The organism is Corynebacterium sp. A21 (assembly GCF_052266655.1).
GTDB lineage: Bacteria > Actinomycetota > Actinomycetes > Mycobacteriales > Mycobacteriaceae > Corynebacterium.
In genome coordinates this window covers 1-19650 of record NZ_JBQPQY010000022.1, presented here as the reverse complement: position 1 = coordinate 19650, position 19650 = coordinate 1, and the positions used below count along the sequence as shown (strand labels likewise).

General features: G+C 62.9%; 21 protein-coding genes. 9 read left to right on the top strand and 12 right to left on the bottom strand.

From position 1 onward, the window contains the following. The first annotated feature begins 534 nt into the window (after positions 1–534). A complete protein-coding gene (locus tag ACTU46_RS16020; protein ID WP_443383871.1) occupies positions 535–1215 on the top strand; it encodes a M23 family metallopeptidase in 681 nt (226 codons plus the stop codon). Here ACTU46_RS16020 and ACTU46_RS16015 read toward each other — a convergent pair. Further along, a complete protein-coding gene (locus tag ACTU46_RS16015; RefSeq protein ID WP_443383868.1) occupies positions 1212–1814 on the bottom strand; it encodes an LURP-one-related/scramblase family protein in 603 nt (200 codons plus the stop codon). The two genes, ACTU46_RS16020 and ACTU46_RS16015, sit on opposite strands and share 4 nt — an antisense overlap. Before the next feature lie 52 nt (positions 1815–1866). After that, complete coding sequence (locus tag ACTU46_RS16010; protein WP_443383865.1) at positions 1867–2778, bottom strand: LysR family transcriptional regulator; 912 nt, start codon at positions 2776–2778, stop codon at positions 1867–1869. 91 nt (positions 2779–2869) lie between these two features. On the opposite strand from ACTU46_RS16010, the gene ACTU46_RS16005 reads away from it, so the two are divergent. The 3 genes from ACTU46_RS16005 to ACTU46_RS15995 all read left to right on the top strand — a co-directional run bounded on the left by ACTU46_RS16005 (position 2870) and on the right by ACTU46_RS15995 (position 6820). Continuing rightward, positions 2870–4153: an MFS transporter gene (locus ACTU46_RS16005; RefSeq protein WP_443383862.1), complete on the top strand. Its 1284-nt coding sequence runs from the start codon at positions 2870–2872 to the stop codon at positions 4151–4153. 41 nt (positions 4154–4194) lie between these two features. Beyond that, entirely contained in the window at positions 4195–5016 is an 822-nt protein-coding gene (locus tag ACTU46_RS16000) for a DUF1206 domain-containing protein (protein ID WP_443383859.1), read from the top strand. An 88-nt stretch (positions 5017–5104) separates the two neighbouring features. Further along, complete coding sequence (locus tag ACTU46_RS15995; RefSeq protein WP_443383856.1) at positions 5105–6820, top strand: cupredoxin domain-containing protein; 1716 nt, start codon at positions 5105–5107, stop codon at positions 6818–6820. A 10-nt stretch (positions 6821–6830) separates the two neighbouring features. Here the strand turns inward: ACTU46_RS15995 and ACTU46_RS15990 are convergent, their stop codons facing one another. Then, positions 6831–8345, bottom strand: a complete 1515-nt coding sequence (locus tag ACTU46_RS15990; RefSeq protein ID WP_443383877.1) for a TM0106 family RecB-like putative nuclease — start codon at positions 8343–8345, stop codon at positions 6831–6833. A 103-nt stretch (positions 8346–8448) separates the two neighbouring features. On the opposite strand from ACTU46_RS15990, the gene ACTU46_RS15985 reads away from it, so the two are divergent. Next, positions 8449–9078, top strand: coding sequence for a DUF6474 family protein (locus ACTU46_RS15985; RefSeq protein ID WP_443383853.1), 630 nt, complete (start codon positions 8449–8451; stop codon positions 9076–9078). An 87-nt stretch (positions 9079–9165) separates the two neighbouring features. Here the strand turns inward: ACTU46_RS15985 and ACTU46_RS15980 are convergent, their stop codons facing one another. Continuing rightward, on the bottom strand, positions 9166–9603 hold the full coding sequence (locus tag ACTU46_RS15980; protein WP_443383850.1) for a DUF3806 domain-containing protein: 438 nt from the start codon (positions 9601–9603) through the stop codon (positions 9166–9168). A gap of 712 nt (positions 9604–10315) precedes the next feature. Here ACTU46_RS15980 and ACTU46_RS15975 point away from each other — a divergent pair. Beyond that, positions 10316–10660 carry a histone-like nucleoid-structuring protein Lsr2 gene (locus ACTU46_RS15975; RefSeq protein ID WP_443383848.1) on the top strand — a complete coding sequence of 115 codons (345 nt, stop codon included), beginning with the start codon at positions 10316–10318 and terminating at the stop codon, positions 10658–10660. Between the two features lie 137 nt (positions 10661–10797). Here ACTU46_RS15975 and ACTU46_RS15970 read toward each other — a convergent pair whose 3' ends face one another. Further along, complete coding sequence (locus ACTU46_RS15970) at positions 10798–11436, bottom strand: response regulator (RefSeq protein ID WP_443383845.1); 639 nt, start codon at positions 11434–11436, stop codon at positions 10798–10800. A gap of 110 nt (positions 11437–11546) precedes the next feature. Continuing rightward, complete coding sequence (locus ACTU46_RS15965) at positions 11547–12821, bottom strand: sensor histidine kinase (protein ID WP_443383842.1); 1275 nt, start codon at positions 12819–12821, stop codon at positions 11547–11549. Between ACTU46_RS15965 and ACTU46_RS15960 the strand changes: the two genes are divergently transcribed. Beyond that, positions 12820–13386 carry a DUF2020 domain-containing protein gene (locus ACTU46_RS15960; RefSeq protein WP_443383839.1) on the top strand — a complete coding sequence of 189 codons (567 nt, stop codon included), beginning with the start codon at positions 12820–12822 and terminating at the stop codon, positions 13384–13386. The genes ACTU46_RS15965 and ACTU46_RS15960 overlap by 2 nt on opposite strands. A 26-nt stretch (positions 13387–13412) precedes the next feature. Here ACTU46_RS15960 and ACTU46_RS15955 read toward each other — a convergent pair whose 3' ends face one another. Continuing rightward, positions 13413–13565 carry a hypothetical protein gene (locus ACTU46_RS15955; protein ID WP_443383837.1) on the bottom strand — a complete coding sequence of 51 codons (153 nt, stop codon included), beginning with the start codon at positions 13563–13565 and terminating at the stop codon, positions 13413–13415. Further along, entirely contained in the window at positions 13566–14402 is an 837-nt protein-coding gene (locus ACTU46_RS15950) for a class E sortase (RefSeq protein WP_443383835.1), read from the bottom strand. It abuts the gene before it with no gap. A 179-nt stretch (positions 14403–14581) separates the two neighbouring features. Between ACTU46_RS15950 and yidC the strand changes: the two genes are divergently transcribed. Next, a complete protein-coding gene (gene yidC / locus ACTU46_RS15945) occupies positions 14582–15754 on the top strand; it encodes a membrane protein insertase YidC (protein ID WP_443383833.1) in 1173 nt (390 codons plus the stop codon). Here yidC and ACTU46_RS15940 read toward each other — a convergent pair. The 4 genes from ACTU46_RS15940 to ACTU46_RS15925 form a co-directional block, all read right to left on the bottom strand. Further along, positions 15751–16392 carry a TetR/AcrR family transcriptional regulator gene (locus tag ACTU46_RS15940; RefSeq protein ID WP_443383830.1) on the bottom strand — a complete coding sequence of 214 codons (642 nt, stop codon included), beginning with the start codon at positions 16390–16392 and terminating at the stop codon, positions 15751–15753. The two genes, yidC and ACTU46_RS15940, sit on opposite strands and share 4 nt — an antisense overlap. A gap of 272 nt (positions 16393–16664) precedes the next feature. Continuing rightward, positions 16665–16934, bottom strand: a complete 270-nt coding sequence (locus tag ACTU46_RS15935; RefSeq protein ID WP_443383827.1) for a GlsB/YeaQ/YmgE family stress response membrane protein — start codon at positions 16932–16934, stop codon at positions 16665–16667. Between the two features lie 217 nt (positions 16935–17151). Beyond that, a complete protein-coding gene (locus tag ACTU46_RS15930) occupies positions 17152–18057 on the bottom strand; it encodes a universal stress protein (protein ID WP_443383824.1) in 906 nt (301 codons plus the stop codon). A 259-nt stretch (positions 18058–18316) separates the two neighbouring features. Further along, positions 18317–18463, bottom strand: coding sequence for a hypothetical protein (locus tag ACTU46_RS15925; RefSeq protein ID WP_443383821.1), 147 nt, complete (start codon positions 18461–18463; stop codon positions 18317–18319). On the opposite strand from ACTU46_RS15925, the gene ACTU46_RS15920 reads away from it, so the two are divergent. Next, positions 18399–19451 (top strand): pseudouridine synthase, encoded by a 1053-nt coding sequence (locus ACTU46_RS15920; protein ID WP_443383874.1) that lies wholly within the window; start codon positions 18399–18401, stop codon positions 19449–19451. The genes ACTU46_RS15925 and ACTU46_RS15920 overlap by 65 nt on opposite strands. Positions 19452–19650 lie beyond the last annotated feature (199 nt).

The following is a 19650-nucleotide window of genomic DNA, read 5'->3' as shown; positions in this document are numbered from 1 at the left end:
TGCCCGCTTCGCCTCCGCCACCAAGTAAGACCCTTCACTTCTGACCCTCCGGGTCTGAGGTAACTCACGCCCGCTCCCTTATGGAGCGGGCGTTTCGTTATTCTCACCCCTCATTCACCACCGAGCATGAAGGGTAGGTCTCGAGGATCCGCCGAATTAACCCTGAATTCAGGTAATTCAGCTGATCACCGAGACCTACCCTTCACTACGCCAGTGGCCCTTGACTTCCCGGTCCGCACTGCCCGAGGAAACCAGCGAACTCCGATGCCCGGCACTTTCGATCGAGTCACAGGAGTTTACATAAGTAACAAGCAATGTGACCTCCCCAACGTGTGCGAAACTCTCAGCAATCGACACCCCTCCACTGACACCCCTTCTGACCTGCGATTTCAGTTTCTCAGATGGATTCGGGCAATTGTTTCCATGGCAATTTGGGTTTGCCACGTTCCGGCGTAGCCATTACCGTGGGCCCACAGATCACGGAACGATAACGAAACTGTCACGTAACGGCAGCGCCCGAATGGAGAAAACATTATGCACACCGAGACTGCCGAAGCACCGCAGCACCAGGCCACCAAGCCGGCCCTCACCCGCCGAGTCGGCATCGCCGCACTGACCGTCGGCATGGCCGCCACCACCGGCATCAGTGCCGCTGGCGCCCAGGATCTGGGCTACACCATCGACCAGGGCACCGTTGACCAGTACGCCACCCAGGCCTACGACCTGGCCAACGAGTACCTCGCCACCGGCAGCTCCTCCGCAGCCCTGCAGAACCTGCCGATCTCCGACTACGGCACCGGCTTCATCGAAGAGGTCGCCGCTCCGGCAGCGAGCGTCGTCAAGCCTGCTGAAGGCTCCTTCACCTCCGGCTTCGGCCCGCGCTGGGGCTCCTTCCACTCCGGCGTGGACATCGCCAACGCCATCGGCACCCCGATCAAGGCTGTCATGGCTGGCACCGTCATCGATTCCGGCCCGGCCTCCGGCTACGGCCAGTGGATCCGCATCCAGCACGAGGACGGCTCCGTCTCCGTCTACGGCCACATGTCCTCCCTCTACGTCGGCGTCGGCCAGTACGTCTCCGCCGGCGAGACCATCGCCGGCATGGGTTCCGAGGGCTTCTCCACCGGCTCCCACCTGCACTTCCAGATTCAGCCCGATGGCGTCACCCCGGTGGACCCGGTGCCGTGGTTCAACGAACGTGGCATCTACCTCTAATTAGAGGACTCCTTCGCCCGGATCAGATCCAGTGCGATCACCCCACCGATGATCGCCGCCCGTAACCGTGACGGGACATCCGGGGCGAAGGAAAGCACATAGGAACTACGTCCGAGCAAACCCCGTGCCAGGCCCGACCATTGCCGTGATACCCGGGCCGGCACGAGCTCCCCGACGCGGAACTCAAAGTTGAAGTCGAAAATGCTGCCATGCAGCTCGATATTTGTGCCATCCGCCAGATGTAGATCCACCTGCTGCCGAAAGAACGTGAACCGCTTGCGCACATGCGCAAGCGGTTCGCCGTTTGGGTCACTCAGTTCAAAGGTGTCCCGCATAAAGTTCACGGTGTCCTCCATGCCCAACAGTGGCCGACCATCAGCCTCGAAGACATGCAGCGAGCGGGACCCCATGAAGAAGCGGGAAGCGGCGGAGCCGCTGGTGGAAACCACCCCCACCACCTGGCCCTGCTGGTTCTGAATATCGAAGTTATTGCTCATGAACCCGGTCATCTGATGCATCACCAGCAGATCTTCCTGCAGCAGGGAGTACTGCTGTGGCGGCGGACCCGGGGTCAAGGGCGGTTGTGGTGGCACAGTCATGCCACGATTCTTCCCGGCGCGCCCGCTGCTGGCTACCGGAATCGGTGAAACGTTATCCTTCCGCAGCCTTCCACTCCGCGATGAAGGCCCGGAATTTGTCGACCGGTGGGGCGGGGTCCTGTTCCCGGCGCCAGACCATGCCCAGTTCGCGGTGGGCCGGCGGATCCAGTGGCCGCAGCACCACGCCGGTGGGCGCGAGGTAGGGATCATCCATCGGCAGGAGGGCCACTCCCAGGCCGGCGCTGACCAAGCCGACCACCGTTGATAATTCCATGGATTCGAAGACGAAGTCAGGGTGGAAGTCGCTCTGCTGGAGGAGATCATCGAGCAGGATGCGGGTGCCGTAGCCGGGCTGCATGGCGATGAAGTCCTCATCGCGTACCTCCGTCAGTCGGATCGGGAGCGGGCCCGGCGCCGCGAGGCGGTGGCCTTCGGGCAGTCCGATGGCCAGTTGCTGGCGCCTCAGCTGTAGCCAGCCCAGGGGCGAGTCCCCGGTGCTGGCACTGTGGGGGCGGGGGCCCACCAGGGCGATGTCCGCGTCGTCGTCAAGCACTCGCTGGATCAGGGGCATGGCGGGACCCTGATGGAGATCGAAGTTCACGCCCGGGTGTGCCGCGCGGTAGGAGCCCAGTAGTTCGGGCACCAGCCAGGTGCCCAGTGAGTGCATGAAGTCCAGGCGGACGGTGCCGTGCTCCGGGTCCATGAGGCGGTGGACCTTGACCGTCCCCTCGCGCAGGCTCGCGAGGGCGGCTTCCGCGTGGGGCAGGAAGGCCCGACCGCGGGTGTTCAGGCGGAGGCGGCGACCGTGCCGGTCGAAGAGACTCGCGCCGAGGTAGTTCTCCACCCGGGCGATACGGCGGGTGAGTGAGGGCTGGGAGATCCCCAGGTCCACCGCTGTGCCGGTGAGATGGCCGCTGGCGGCCACCGCCACGAAGCCTGCTAATTCAGCTGTTCCCAGGTCCATTGCCCATCACCATCCTTCATGCAGATTACGTATGGTTTAGAGACATTTCTATCATTTTACTAATCATTGGGGAAGAGGCAGCATGAAGGGCATGAAGGAAGCAGCCCCTACCCAGCGTCAGCCCCAGCCCGCCGGGACCTCATCGGCGGCGTCGATAAGCAGCGGACTGCGCCGTGGCGAGCGGGACTACCGGCGCGCCACCCTGGCGATGCTGGCCGCCGGCCTCGCCTCCTTCAACGCCATGTACAGCACCCAGGCGATGCTGCCGACCCTGGTCACCGAATTGGGTATGAGCCCGAGCACATCGGCGCTGACCGTCTCAGCGACCACCGGCATGCTCGCCCTGTGCATTGTGCCGCTGTCGATCCTCTCCGAGCGTTTCGGGCGGGGCCGGATTCTGATTCTCTCGGCGCTGTTGGGCACCATGCTCGGCCTGGCCATGCCCTTCCTCACGGATGGCCCCAGCCTGATTGTGCTGCGTGGGCTGCAGGGGGCCCTGATCGCCGGGGTTCCGGCGGTCGCCATGACCTGGCTCAGCGAGGAGGTGGACCCCCGGGATCTGGGTCGGGCGATGGGCACCTATATCGCGGGCACCACCGTCGGGGGGCTGACCGGCCGGCTGATTCCCGCCGGGATTCTCGAGTTCGCCGATTGGCGGCTCGCCATCGCGATCAGTTCACTGGTGGCCCTGGCGCTGGCGATCACCCTGGCGATCCTGCTGCCCAGGCAACAACGCTTCACCCCGAAGCCGATCCATTTCAAGGATGAGGTGCTCGCCATGGCCGGGCACTGGCGCAACCCCCGTCTGGTCTACCTCTTCCTTATCGCCTTCCTCGGCATGGGCACGTTCGTCTCGGTCTACAATTTCCTCGGCTTCCGTCTCATCGAGCGCTTCGGGTTGAGTGAGGGGCTGGTCGGTCTGGTGTTCGTGATGTATCTGGCGGGTACCTGGAGCTCCGCCCGGGTCGGCAGCTGGAATGAGCGCTTCGGCCGCAGCCCGACCATGATCACCGCAGCCACGGTCATGGTTTTCGCCCTGGCGCTGACGGCAGCGCCAAGCCTGATCCTGATGCTGATCGCCCTGTTCTGTTTCACCGCCGCCTTCTTCACCATTCACTCCTCCGCCTCTGGGTGGGTGGGCATCATCGCCACCACCCACCGCGCCGAAGGATCGAGCATGTATCTGTTCTGCTATTACCTCGGCTCCTCACTGCTGGGCTGGCTCTCCGGGTTCTTCTTCGCTGGACTGGGCTGGCACGGCATGCTCGCCTGGCTGGGTGGGATCCTGCTCGGCATGGCCACTGTGGTGGTTCTCCTCACCCGCCGAGAGTCCGCTGACACTCTGGCTGCTCCCGCGGCTGACCCGGTGGGGTGACAACCCTGGCTACCGCCCTACTTTGGGGGTTAAATAAAGCCATGGAACTACGACAGACGAAAAGCCGCGCCGGGAACTCCGCTGACCAGGCTGCCACCACAACTGCGGGTCATCCCGCGCTGAAGCTGCTCGCCCGGGTCGGTTTCGTCGTCCTAGGCGTTCTCCACATCATCATCGGCTGGATCGCCATCCGCATCGCCACCGGTAGCGGCGGCGGGGAGGCCTCCAGCTCGGGTGCCCTGCATACCATTGCGGCGGCCCCGGGCGGCCAGGTGATGTTGTGGGGTGCGGTCATCGCGCTGGCCGCGCTCGGCCTGTGGCGGCTGACTCAGGTGTTCACCGAAGAGGAAGCCAAGGGCAAAGCCAAGGGCGCGGTCATGGCCGTGGTCTATTTCTCCCTGGCATTCACCACCTCAATCTTCGCCCGCGGCGGCTCCTCCTCCGATGGGGAAACCGCCTCGGATGTCACTGCCACCGTGCTGGCACAGCCGGCAGGTGTCATCCTCGTGATCATTGCGGGCCTGATCGTGCTGGGGGTCGGACTTTATGGCATGTACCGCGGCGCCACCAAGGGTTTTAAGAAGGATCTCGAGGCCGGCGCCGGGGCGGGCGGTGTCGGCTCCGCGATCATCGCTGCGGGCATGGCCGGTTATATCGCCCGCGGCATCGCCTTCGCCATCCTGGGGGTGCTGATTATGTGGGGCGCCTGGACCAACGACCCGGCAAAAGCCGCCGGTTTGGATGTCGCACTGCGGACCCTCGGGCAGCAGCTGGCCGGGACAGTTGCGCTCATTATTGTCGGTGTCGGCTTGGCCCTCTACGGTCTCTACTCCATCGCCCGGGCTCGTTATATCCGCTTTTAGCGGTTCAAGCGCTGCGGCCACTTGGTGCCACCGCTCCGTTATTTTCTCCGACTTGGTGCGTTTTTAATCGGCGGATTATCTTGGGGACATGAGCGAAAATCAGCCCGCCACCCCGACTCCCACCGAGCTCGGGGCCACCGGTTCCGGCAGCACCTCAAAATGGAGCCGCCGCACCTGGCACCGCAAGGCCAGCCGACCGGTGTCGATCTGGTTGGCGGTGCTGGTGTTCGCCGGGCTGATCCATCCGATCATCCCGGAGTACCGCTGGGCGCTCATCCACCTCTTCACCCTGGGCGCGGTGACCAACTCAATCCTCATCTGGTCCCAGCACTTCAGTGAGAAATTCCTGGGCAACCGCCTCCCCGATGAAGCCCGCCCGGCGCAGCTGTGGCGGATCCGGATCCTCAACGTCGGCATTGTGATCACCCTGGCCGGGCAGCTGCTCAAGGCAGCCTGGGAGCAGTCCTGGCTCATCACCCAGGTGGGTTCGATGCTGGTGGCGCTCATCCTGCTCTGGCACGCGGTGTCCCTGGCCCGGCAATTGCGCCGGGCGGAGCCGGGGCGCCGGTTCCGGGCTGCGGTGGTGGCCTATGTCCTCAGTGCGCTCTCCCTACCGGTGGGCGCGCTCTTCGGCGCGATCCTGGCCACCGAACCCGCCGGTGGTTGGCATGAGCGGCTGCTGTTCGCCCACCTGGTGGCCAATCTGCTCGGCTTCCTCGGGCTGGCGGCGATTGGTTCGTTGGTGGTGCTCTTCCCGGCGATCTGGCGCACCCGGGGCGGCACCGACCGCACCGGCACCGTGGTGGCACTGGCTGCGGGCGGGGTCGTGGTGGCCACCCTCGCAGCGCTGCTGGATCAGGGCATGATCTTCGGTGTTGGCCTCCTGATCTACGTGGCTGGCTGGATCCTCGCAGGTTGGGGCTGGGTGGGCAATATCATTGCGGTGGCCAAGGATCCGCGCGACCGGATCGGTTTCGCCGCCGCCTCGGTGGCCTGCGCACCACTGTGGCTGGTGGGCACCCTGATCTACCTGGCGGTCCAGGCTTTCACCGCTGGCGCTCAGCTGCATGAGGTGGCGCTGCCGAGCATCCCGCTGTTGGTCGGATTCGCCGGCCAGCTCCTCATCGGCGTGATGAGCCATCTGCTGCCCAGCACCATCGGCGGCGGTGCCGGTCCGCTGCGCGCAGCCACCGCCGAGCTCAACCGCGCCGGTCTCTTCCGTGTCACCCTGGTCAACGGCGGCCTGGTGTTCTGGCTGCTCGCCGAGAACTCCTGGCTGAAGATCAGCATGTCGCTGCTGAGCATCGGCTCGCTGGTGGTGTTCCTCCCACTGCTCGCCCGCGGCATCAGGGTCCAGGCCCAGGTATTGCGTGGTGCCAGGCAGGCCCCGCCCGCCCCGGTGGATCCGCGGCCCCGCGGCAACCAGATCACCGCCGCGCTGGCGGTGCTGGCCCTGATCCTCGGGGCCTTCGGCGGGTTGGGCGGGCCACCTGACCCGGTGAGCGCCCAGCGGCCGGCGCCGGCCGCGGAACAAGTCACCGAGGTCGAAGTGGTGGCCGGGGACATGGTCTTCGAACCTGCCCAGGTCACCGTCCCGGCCGGCAATCAGCTGATCATTCATCTGCGGAATGAGGACACCCTCGCCCATGATCTCCGCCTCGGAAACGGCATCCGTTCCGGCCGGCTGGTTCCTGGGCAGGAGCGGCGTATCGACGCCGGGATCATCACCGCCGAGCTCGCTGGCTGGTGCACCATCGCCGGCCATCACACGCGCGGCATGACCTTCGACATCCTGGTCGGCTAACGCTGGGGCTTCAATTCCCGCCCACCTCGTCGAGCAGCGGGGTCCCCGGTGCCCCGGCCGCCAGCCAGGCACGCACCACCGCAGTGGCACGGCAGTCATCGCCGTTATAACTCAGTAGCTGCGCCCGGGCCCGCTCGCTTTCGTCCGGGTCCTCCCCCACCGCCCGGCGGTAGGCGTTGACGGACTCCTCCCCATCGAAATCTGATTCCTCCCACTGGAACCCCGCCGCCGGGGCCACGATTTTCAGCCCCAACCCGCCCGGCCCCAGGAGCTGTTCCTTGACCAGCTTGAACATGTCGATCCACTGGGCCGAGCCAATGAACTCCCGCACCTCATCCTCGGTGGGAACCCGGAACTCCCCGAAGCGTTGTCCCGCGAATCGACGAGCGCTGCCGAGTAACCAGTGATTCTCCCCATGAGCGGAATAACAGTAGGCCGCAAAGCTCTGCCCCTGCTCGGCCGCCTGTTCCCGACGCGCCATCAACCAGGTCCAGAACCGGGCGAAGTTCTCTGCTTCCGCTGCCCCGCCCAGGCCATCCCAGGTGCAGAACGGCAGATAATCCCGCCCATCGAAGACCCCCCAGAGGTAGGCCCCCTGATCCAGGTAGGCCTCAACGTCAATATCGATCTCCACCGCCGCCCGGGGAGCCTGCAGCGCAGTACGACGACGCAGCACCGGGATCCCCTCCCGCCAGGCCCGTGCCAGCGCCGAAGGCTCACCCAGATCAGCCTCGATCAGAGCCTGGACGGTGTGGATGCCCCGTTCACGGTAGGACTTCGCCCGGTCCCCGGAGAGGAAGAGGCTGATCTCATCCGCGGCTTCCAATTCCGGGGCGCAGAACTGCCAGAAACGACAGGAATCACACTCCTTGACCCGACGCGCCTGCTGCGGCGGAGTCAGCTGCAAGGCGGTGTCCAGGGCCTGTTGATGCACCCCGCTCGGGGCGAGGAAGACCTTCCCACGGTCCTGTCCCACGGCGGCACCCCAACCGGAATCCAATCCGACCTCAGCCAGTGCGCGGGCTGCCAAACTCAACCGGTAGCCGTCGACGGCGTGATGGCGCTGCTGGTAGGGCAACTGCGTCGGCTTCGCCAAGCCCAGGCGGGCCGTGGATATCGCCGGCATGGCGGCACCCACGCGAGGGCGGGCCACGCGGTGGTTACTCACGATCACCGGCAGGTAATTTCCATCCGCCATCCGGGCCAGGGCATCGACCTCGAGGTACCAGCCGATCCCCTCGGACCGGCTGCGGAAAACCGCCCCGGTGATCAGCTCCGCCCCGGCTGCCAGTGCCTCCAGGGTGTCGAACTCGGCGGACTCACCAGGCTCGATATCAAGCCGCAGGAATCGCTTCCGGTCCCCCAGCGCCGGAGTGTGCGGCAACAGCGCGAACACCTCAGCGCGGGCCGCCCTCAGACGGTCCGCCCGTTGCTGCCCTGCGGCGCTCGATGGGGTGCCACGGTGCCGGTTCCGCTGCACCTGACGGTAACGACAACCCACCAGATCCGAGGGCTGCAATTCCATGTCTTCGAAGTATTCGCCCACAACAGCACAAGCCTAAGCCAGGAACAAGGGTAATGTTGAATCCGACTGCACACGGAACACACTGGGAGTTGGACGGAAAAACATGGGCATTCTCGAGTCGATCCGGAAACGCCGCGCCAAGACCAAGGCTGAGATTCAGGCAGCCAAGGTCCGCGCCAAGACCGAGGCGAAGGAAACCGCCAAGTTGGAGCTCCGCCGCTCCAAGCTGCTGGCGAAGCAGGAGAAGAACCTGCTCACCGCGGAGAAGCATGGGCTGAAGAAGAAGCGCAAACACGAGCGCAAGCTGGCCCAGACCGAGCTGGCACGCATCAAGGCCGGCAAATTCAACAAGGACAAGGTCAACCGCTGGCTCAGCACCAGCCGCCTGCTGCTGCCGGTCCTACTGCCACTGATCTACCGCGGGGTGAATGCCGGCCGGGAGAAGTTTGTCGAGGCCCGCGCCCAGCAGATCGGCGTCACCGCTGATGAACTGGCCAAGTTCTCCGGCCACGGCGCCTCGATCAAGGCCCGCCTGCAGGGAATCCAGCACTCCCTCGATGAGTCCTCATTGACCCCCGGTTTCGTCCGTGATTCCGAGGAGCGCCTCAAGGAGCTCGGGGCAGCGGTGGACAACGCCGAATTCATGACTGCGGAGCAGCGCCGTCGCGCCCACCGGAGCATCAACCGCGATATCGATCAGCTCGTCGACCAGATCCAGGGTCGCCTGCGCTGATCGTCTTCACCTCCCAGTGCGGGGCATCTCCGGATCTGCCCCGCAACTACCCCGGCTGCCCCTGCGGCCGGGGTATCACTGTTTTTCTCAGCCCTGCAGTCCCTGCACGGTCTGTGCATAAAGGTCCGCCAGGGAACGGACCGCCGGGTCATGCCAGCGCTTCTCCACCATGCTGATCGGCAGCAGGGTGATCTCCTTCGGCCCGTCCGAGAGCACGATCTCGACGGTGGTCGCCTTCCGAAGGCCCACCCAGTCCAGTTCGTGTTCCATCGCCAGCAGCTGGCCGAAGGCCGCCGCATAGAGGTGGATGATCTTTCCCGGCTCTACCCTGGTGTGCTGCAGCTGGCCCGCCCAGTCTTCCCGCTCCGCCTCAAAGGCATCGGAGAGCGCCTCGATATCCTCCAGCAGCCCGCGTGCGTCAGCGGTGGCCAGCAGCGCCCCCAGCCATTCCTCCTCCACCGAGGTCAGTTCAACAAGTTGTGGGCCGGTAGTCGCATTAGTTCCGTTATCCATTGGAGTATCCATAATCTGCAGGTTAGTTCCCGCTCCGGCAGATATCAGCCCGAATTGGAATATCCCGACCAGAAACAGCTGCCATAAAGCTAGTGAGCTAATCTTTGAGCCCCGGCAAATTGACGTTCATCTCTTTCACCGGGAGTTTCACCAAGCGCTCTCACTCTCAGCGTCAGGGCGCGGAAACTGATTCCACAGCCGGGACCACAAAAGGGAATCCGGCGCCGCCCCCGGCGCAACCCACAATTACGCCAGAAACTACGGGGTCCATGAGAACTGGCGGGAGTTTGTTCTGCCCACCAAAGCGATGACACTACATAATGGGGATCTTAATCGCCCGGAAAATATCCGCCTAATATCCGGGCCACCGCAAACACTGGTGACAACTCCACAAAACAAGTGGTCAAGGGGAATATCTACATTTGATCAATAAGTATTTTTGCATAGGATAGAACTACTGAATAGCCGTGGCTGACGCGCCCTGAAACCCTCAGTTGGGACGCAAACAGATCATTAACGGCGCACCCATTAATACGCGTAATAGGCATTGCTACTTTCAGTTGATAATTGTACAATTCACCTGACATCAGGAAAGAGAATCTGGCATTACGGCGATTTGTCGCCCTAAATCTCAGGATCAATCTCCGACACATATCCCCAATATCTCTCGCCTGCGGAACCTGAACTCCAGCACAGGACGATTGCTTAATTTTTAGGAGAATTCATGGCACGCCGGGAAATAACGCAGTACTTCGATGATCTGGATGATGCTCCCTTGGAGGAAACTGAGCTTCGCGTCGTGCAGTTCTCTTATGAAGGCACCGACTATATTCTCGATCTCTCCGAGGCAAACGCCGAGAGATTCCGGGAACTCGTGAGCCCCTACATCCAGGTTGCCCGCAAGGTCACCCCGGACCGTGCCAACCGGGGTGCTGAGGCACTGCCGCCCGCGACCCGAGGAAACTCCCGCGCCATCCGCCGCTGGGCGCTTGACCAGGGCATGAAGGTAGCCAACCGCGGCAAAATCCCCTTCGAGATCATTGAGGCCTACAACAGAGCCCATTCCTGATCTCCAACGGTCAGGGAGTTCTTTCCTGACCGCAGTTGGGGGCGCGAGCGGTTCAGCTCGGGATTTATCTCGTTGAGCTCATCCTTGACCGGGAACCAGCCCCCGCTGGTCTCGGCACCCCCTCGATCCCCGGAGTTTTAGAGCACGCCTTGTTCCCGCGCGGCGGCCACCGCCGAGGTGCGCGAACGGACCCCGAGTTTGTCATAGATGTGCACCAGGTGGGACTTCACCGTTGCCTCACTGAGCAGCAGCAATCGGCCGATCTCCCGGTTTGAGGCCCCACCGGCCACCAGCTTGAGCACCTCCAGCTCTCGGGGTGTCAGAGAGCTGCGCGGGGTGCGGACGCGGGTCATCAATTTATCCGCCACAATCGGCGAGAGCGCGGAATCGCCCTCTGCGGTGGAACGCACCGCGGCCAGCAGCTCTGCGGGCGGGGCATCTTTGAGGAGGTACCCCACGGCGCCGGCTTCAATGGCGCCGAGGATATCGGCATCGGTGTCATAATTGGTCACCACGAGCACCTTGGGCGGGGTGTTCATCGTGGAGCGGATGGTGGCGGTGGCCTCAGCTCCGGTCATCACCTGGGTACCTTCCACGCCGGCACCGAAACGCAGGTCCATGAGAAGCACATCAAGCCCGCCGGCCTGGGCGGCGGCAATGGCGGCCTCAGCAGTCGCGACTTCACCGACTACTTCGATGTCTACTGCGCTTTCCAGCACGGCTCGCAACCCGAGGCGGACAATCTCGTGGTCATCTGCGAGTAGCACGCGGATCATTACTTAGAAAAGCTCCTTCTGGTTTCCGAAGGCAGACTGCTTTCGGCATTCATAGGTATACCTTAGCGGCTTGCCGTCGGGTCTCTCAGCAGGCCAGGCCAGCCACTTTTTTAAAGGCTCAGGTCCGGCAGCTCCCGGGGAAGCACCACCGAGACCGCGGTGCCTTGGCCCGGCGCGGATTCCACCTCGAGGGTGCCACCGAGTTCGATGGCGCGCTGCCGCATCGCATCCAGGCCGACGTGCCCCAGGCCGGCGGGCCGTTGTGCCGCCTCGCCGGGGTCGAAGCCCCGGCCATCATCCGCGATATCGAGACGCACCTCCTTCTCACCATAGGAGAGGCTGATCAGGCAGCGCTGCGCCTGCGCATGGGCGACGGCATTGGCCACCGCACCCTGGGTGATGCGCAGCAGTGCCGCCTCGATTTTCATGGGTAGCTCACCTTCTTCGCCATCGACATCCACGGCGATGTCGAGCCCACTGACCGCCTCGTGGTTCGCGGCGACGCGTTCCATGGCGCCCCGCAGCGAGCGTTGGGACAGCGCCGGGGGTTGTAGGGCGGCAATCATGGCACGTGCCTCGCTGAGGTTCTCCGCCGCCGCAGAGCGTGCCAGCCGGATGCGTTCGATCGGTGCAGCGCGTTGTTCCTCACTCAACGGGGAGGCTAGTATCTCGCTTTCCGCGACGTGCAGCAGCATCTGGATGCTCGACAGGCCCTGAGCGAGGGTGTCATGGATTTCATGGGCGATGCGCTGCCGTTCCGCGATCACACCGGCAGCGTGTTGTGTCTTCGCCAGTTCAGAGCGGGTACTCATCAATTGGTCGATGAGTTCCTGGCGTTCGCGGTTGATGCGGGCGAGCTTGCTGAAGGCATAGTGGATGGCCAGGGTAACCAGCGCAGATACTCCGGGCCCCATCACTCCGCCCACGGTCAAACCAGCCGGCACCTGGGAGAGGATCGCGATGGCGGTGGTGACCACCACCGCCAGCCTTCCGGAGGTTTCGTTCAAGACCTGTAGATAGAGGAAGAAGAGCGGGAACACCAGGTAGATGGCGACGCTGGCGACCGGGAGCAGCGCAACCCACAGCCCGCTCAGCCCGAGCACCCAGAGCAGCTGCAGTCGCTTGGGCCACTGGTTGAGCAGTGAGGCGCCGAAGAAATAGGTGAAGGCGAACAGCGAACTGAGGACCAGGGTGATCACCGCCTCGGTCAGCGGTAGCCGGATCGCGGTGCCCAGTGCCGCGATCAGCAGCACCGAGGTGAGAATGTGGACGCCATTGCGCAGGCTGATGACCCCGGAGTCAAGCTCCTGCTCGGTGTCAGCTGCGCTGCTGCGGTAGGCCGGGGTGTCCGACCCTGCCTCAGACGGATCTAAGCTGATCTGCATGGCTCGTACCTTACCCACCACCGTCTTGATGTTAAGTGCCGCGCTGCTGGCTGGTTGCGCCCCTTCCCCGGGCACAACGCTTATCGACGCCGCGACCACCACCCCGGCCCCACCCGCCCCGGGGTTGCCGCATGACGCCACCCCGGAGATCCCGGCGGGCCGGAACGGCTGGGTGGAGTGTCCCTACCTGGACACCGAATGGGTAGCTGAGACCAATGGCCAGAAAGTGACCGGGGTGGGTGTCGATGATCGCTTCAGCACCCCGGCCTGTGTCTTCTGGTCTTATCCGGCGGAGCCACAGCTGAGTGTGATGGTCCGGGAGATGCCGGATGAAACCGCCGCGATCGCGGTGGTCGACTGGGCCGCCCCGATCGACACCACCGAACCCGCTGAAGAGATCCCGGGCTGGTCCGGGGGCCGGGCCGGCGCCGGGATCGGTGGGCATGAAGATGCCCGCTACGCGGTGCAGAAGGACCATTGGGCGGTGGTGGTCAACAGCAATCAGGAGCAGTCATTGAAGGCCGAGCTCATCGCCCGGGAGGTCATCGCCAACCTCGGCCTCTAAGTCGAGGACGGGCGTCGATAAGCGGATCAGACAGCCACATCCGCGTAGGGCATCAGCAGGGAGAGCGCGGGAAAGATAACCTCCATCAGGAGGAAGAACAGCGCGATCAGCACCACCACCACAATCAGGGTCTTCAGTGGCCACGGGCCGGGAAGGGTACGCCAGAACCAGCCGTACATTTAGTTCTCCTCCAATACTTCCGGACGATCATTACCAGCCGGATCCTTAGGGGTGGATTCCACGAGCATGGCGTGGACGATCATGCGCTCCGCATTGGAGAACTGTGGGTGGCAGGTGGTCAGGGTCAGCAGGCCCGCGAGGTCATCATTCAACGCGGTCTGCTGACCCGGCACCGGGGAGAGCACGCCGATGTCACCGGGCACCGTGATGCGGCGGCCCTCCACCCAGGAGTAACTTCCCTCAGTGATGTCGGTGGCCTGCTCCGGGGAGAAGCAGCTCTGCGCCTGGGCGAGACGCTGCGTCCCGGAGGCGCCGATGGGCAACACCCGGTAGGTCTCCCAGGAGGTCTGGGTTTCCACCACCACGGCATCGCAGACCTTGAGGTTACCCAGATCATTAAAGGGCGCCCCCTTGCCCACCCGGTGACCCGCAACTGCGAAGTTACCGGGTTGGCCGGGCATCTGGGAATCAACATAGCGGCCCGGTCCGGCGAGCAGGTCCGTCTCATCGGTGCCCTCGATGACCGCGAATTGGAAGTCAGAGCCGAAGGCCGGGATGTGCATCCTCGCGAAGGCCTCTCCCAGTTCCGGATGCAGCCGCTGCCGGGGGTTGGCCCGCTCACCTTCTTCAGTTTCCCCCCAACTCTGGGCGAGGGACTCCTGGGCCTGAGCCTGCTTCTGCCCGGAGCTGATATTGGTCCAATAGGCTTCATAGAAGGCGAAAAGGAGAGCGAGCACGCCAATGGTCATCAGGATCTCGCCCAAGATCTGGCCGGGCGCGGCCCGCCACCCCGGTGTGCTCCGGACGGGAAGGTTCACCTGTCCCTGCTCACTCATCAGTTTCCTCCCAGCCCATGCCCCGGCACAGCTTGTGTCGTGCCCAGCAGTATCGGGCAAGTACGATCATCACAATAGCGTGAAAGACCCCACCCGCTGCAGCCCAACCCTTTCGGGGAACCCCGGGGGACAGCACTGTCGGTGGCACCACCCATATCAAGAAAGGTTGTACAACGCCCGTGCTGGAAATCTTCGTCTATCCGGTCTCCGGCATCATGAAGCTCTGGCATCTGCTGCTCCATGATGTCCTCGGTCTCGACGACTCGATGGCCTGGGTGCTGTCGGTCTTCGGACTGGTGCTCGTCGTCCGTGGCCTGATCGCCCCCTTCTCCCTGATGCAGTCCCGCTCCGGACGCATCTCCGCGATCCTCCGCCCCAAACTCAAGGCCCTGGAGGAGGAATACCGCACCCGCACCGATAAAGAATCAGTAGCCGAACACGCGGCGAAGAAGAAGCAGCTGCGGACCGAACACGGGCACAGCACCGCTGCGGGTTGTATCCCGCCGCTGATCCAGCTGCCGGTGTTCATCGGCCTGTACCAGTTCCTGCTGCGCATGGCCCGCCCGGTGGAGGGGCTGGACACCGATGAGCACCCCGGTCTCGGCTTCCTCTCCTCCCAGGAGGTCGGCGCCTTCCTCGACGGCCGGATCTTCGGGGTGCCGCTGCCGGCCTATATCGCCATGGCCCCGGAGCAGTTTTCCCAGCTCGGTACCACCCACGAGGCGGTGCTCAAGGTGGTGCTGCCGATGTTGGCCATCGCCATCCTGTTCACCGCCCTGAACTTCGTGCTCTCTTTCCACCGCAACAACCTGACCATGGATTGGGGCTCAGGGCTGGCGCGCGGCCTGATGCGCTTTTTGATCATCATGTTCATTCTGGTGCCGATCCTGTTGATCTGGCTGGCACTGAATGCCCCGCTGCCGACCGCCATCGTCTTCTACTGGGTGGCCAATAACCTCTGGACCCTGGTGCAGGCCACCACCATCCACCTCCGCATCGAGCGGGAACTACCGCTGGACGCCGAGTTCCGGCAGGCGCGTGACGACGCCCGCGCAGCCCACAAGGTCCGGGTGAAGGCCGATAAAAACCTGAAGAAGCAGGAGCGCGCCGCCCGCCGCGACCCCGAGCTCAGCGCCCAGCTCGCTACCGCCCGCCAGGAGCGGGAGGCCGCCCACGCTGCGGAAAAGGTAGAGAAGAAGCGCCTCAACAAGGAAAAGACCCAGGCTCGATTGGAGCTCGGCCGTGATCGGCGGGCGAAGAAAGTCGCCGAGAAAAAGAAAGCACAACAGGACCGCAAGGGCGGGCCTGTTGTGGAATCCCCGGAAACCCCAGGGAAGGCGAGCGAAAACTAGATCGAGTAATCCGGCGGCGGCGCGGACAGCAGCTGCCGCGCCAGATCCCGGGCGGTCTCCAGCGGGCCGAGATCCCTGATCAACCGGGCACCGGCCAAGCCACCATCCAAGAAGATCAACAGCTGATTGGCCTGGGTCGCACTCGGATAACCATTCTTCTCCGAGAGCAGTGCCGTCATCGTCTGGTGACACCACCGACGGTGTTCCATCACTGCGGCGACAATCCCCTGCTCAGATTCGGTTTCCGGCTTCGGATACTCATTCGCCGCATTCTGGAAGTGCGAGCCACGGAACCCCTTCTCAGGTTCCTCCTTCATGCTCTGATCAAAGAAAGCCAGGATTTTATCACCGGGATCGCTCATCTCAGCGGTCCGGGACTGCCATTCCTCCCGCCACTTCTCATCGAGTGCCTCAAGATAGGCAATGACGAGTGCGTCCTTCGACCCGAACAGGGAATACAGGGAAGCCTTCGCCACATCTGCCTCCCGCAGTACCCGGTCAATACCGATGACACGGATGCCCTCAGTGGTGAACAGATGGGTAGCGCTATCGAGGAGCCGCTGCCGCGGGCTCGGTCGGTTGCGACGCCGACTACCGGCCTTTGGTTTAATGATCGGCTTGCTGGTGGTCCCGGCCATATCCTGACTCGTCCTTTCCTATCACTCGTTAAATTCAGTTCCGGAGAATCAACTACGCTCCGGCCGATAATCATCACTGCCGCGTTAAGCACTCGCAGCTCTCAGGACTGAGTCTATCCTCCAATATAGACAAACCGGTATGTATATTTCGAACCGGCGCGAAAGAAAGTGCCGCAGCAGTGCCACTGAGCTGGCCGAAGACCTGAAAAAACCGCCTCCCCACGAATAGCGTGGGGTGGCGGTCGGAGTTAAAAATCAGGGTGTTCCGGCGGCTACTTTCTACGTCGTTGGAAGAACTGCACAATACTCAGCAGGATTACCGCACCAACCAGGCAGGTGAGGAAGCTGAAGATCCACCCGCCACCTGCCACATCAAAGCCAACGAGACCGAGCAGGAAGCCGCCGAGCAGACCACCAACCACGCCAACAATGATGTTGAGCAGAAGTCCCTGCTGGGCATCGGTGCCCTTGATTTTGGAGGCTATCCAGCCTGCCAGGCCACCGATGATGATCCAGCCCAGGATAGAAAGTGTAGGTGTCATTTCATTCTCCTCAATGTCGCTGTTCTAAAGCCTCGACGCGGGTCGTCGTGCCACTTTCCCATTCTTACAGACAATGATCTCGATTACACGGTTCGTTGCCGAACTGTTGGCAAAATGAAATCCACCCAGAAATAGCTGAGACCTCCGCCCCAAGAGGTGATCCCGGGACGGAGGTCTCCTTCAGCTGCAACCAACTGGAGTGGTGTTGCTCAGAGGGTTACTTGCTGGAGTGCTCCGGACGCACAACCATCATCGGGCAGGGAGCGGACTGCAGCAGCGCACGGGAGGTGGAGCCCAGCAGCATCCCCTTGAAGCCACCACGGCCATGGGAACCGACAACCAGCAGCTGAGCACCATCAGCTTGCTCGACCAGAGCACGAACCGGACGATCACGCGTGATGACCTTCTTCACCGGGACAGCCGGATATTGGTCGATCAGCGGCTGCAGGCGCTCAGTGAGCAGCTCAGACTGCTCACGCTCAACCTCTTCCCACTGCTGCTGGGCGGCGGAGAGACCAGCCAAGGAAGCCTGAACCTGCATGTCCATCCAGGTGTGCACGGCGATCAGCTCGGAACCGCGGGCAGCAGCCTCAGCGAAGGCATACTCGGTGGCCCGCTGGGACACCTCGGAGCCGTCCACACCGACAACGATAGGGCCGTATTTGGTGGACTCGTTGACCGAGTTGTTCTCTCGGACCACGACGACCGGGCAGGAAGCATGGCTGACGACGGCAGCGGACACGGAACCCATCACCATGCCGGAGAGTCCGCCAAGACCACGGGAACCCATGACAATCATCGTCACCTCGCGGGACATATCCAGCAGCATGTCAATCGGGCTGCCTTCAGCGATGGTGTGTCCGATCTTCAGCTCCGGCGCCACCTCGTGGGCGATGCTGCGGGCCTCCTCGACCTTCTCCAGGGTCTCAGCCTGGAGATCATCAAAGAGTTCCTGCGGCGGGACCATTCCCTCTGCGTAGAGGAACTGCGGCATGGTGTAGCTGGCGGCCAGTCGGAGCGGGATGCCACGTTTATTGGCGGTATTCGCCGCCCAACGGACTGCAATCTGGGAGGCCTCAGAGCCATCCACCGCAACTACGACGATATCTTCCTTGGTGGTCATTATTTACGACCTTTCTCCTTAGAACTGTTGCACGGTTTCACCATGTACTCAAAGAGCTAGTTCTCGAATCCCACGGCTCCCGTCTCATTCACCATTGTATCGCGTATCAGCTCACAATTAACGGTAGTGGCGGAATCAGCACATAAAATTAGCCCCTTTTCGCATCATTGAGTGATGCGCCAAGGGGCGGGTTAAACTGGTGGAATTCGCCGCTATCCTAACGACAGCGGACGAGGGTGAGGTCGGTTTTTCTGGAATTTTATTCCGGGATCACGATCGGGCTGGCCGGGTCTGCGTTCGAGGGCGAGGAGAGCATGTAGAGGACCTCGCCGAAGCTGGCGATAACTGCGCCAATACCCTCGGAGAAGAATTCAAAAATCGGAGCAAGGATCTCATCAAAGTTCATGAGTAGAAGATTAGTACAACGTCTGGGTAAGAAACCACCGCTACCGATCCGCGATGGGCTAAATGCCTCCCGGGTGAGGTTCCCGGCGGATGTGGACCCGATGAGTGCCCGGGATTTCGTGGAGCATCTGATCTCTTCGCAACGCCACCGCAGCCCCACCGATGATGCGGCAGCGCTAGACCGTCGCTTCAGCGATCAGCTAGTGGTGGACAACCGGGGCCAGCCCTGGACACCAGAGGAGATCCTCCAGCCGGGTGCCGATATCTGGTTCTATCGGGTACCCGCGGCAGAACCGCATGTACCCTACGAATGCGAGATTATTCACCAGGACGAAAATATTCTGGTGATCGACAAGCCGTCCTACCTGGCCACGATGCCCCGCGGTCGACACATTACCGAGACCGCTCTGGTCCGGATGCGTCGCAGCACCGGCATCCAGGAGCTCTCCCCCGCCCACCGGTTGGATCGTCTGACTTCCGGGGTGCTGGTTTTCACCGTCTCCCCCGATGTCCGCGGTGCCTATCAGACGCTCTTCGCCCGCCGGGAGGCGATGAAGACCTACCATGCCATTGCCACTTACGATCCTGCGCTCAATCCTGCGGAAGAGCCGATCCTCTGGGAAAGCCGGATGGAAAAAACTCCCGGCCACATCAAGGGGGAGATCGTCGAAGGCGAGCCGAACGCCCGTACCTGGCTGACCAAGATCACCGCGGTCAGTGATGAGGAGCAGCGCGCCCTGGAAGCGATTCATGGGCCACTTCCGCAGCAGGCGCACTATGAGCTCAAGCCCGAAACCGGGAAGACACATCAGCTCCGCCTCCACATGTGGGCCGCCGGGGTCCCCATCCTCGGCGACCCGGTGTACCCACGGGTCTATACCGAGGAGGAAGAAGACATGGCGATCCCGATGCATCTCAATGCCTGGGAGCTAACCTTCACTGACCCTTTCAGTGGTGAGCTCATGATCTTTCGTTCCCGACAGATTTAGCCCGGCGGAACAGTCCCCCGCGGGCCCCGCCCTCAACACCCATGCTTATCGACGCCGCGTCCGGCGAAGGTCTCCTCGAGGATGCGGTTGCCGGCGCTTGGGCTCTTTTCGTCTTCTGACGAAAAGAAGGTGACCCTCCACATCATCGAGGACCTTTAAGGACTGTCCAGCAATCATGCTCAGGGCATGACAAAAGCCC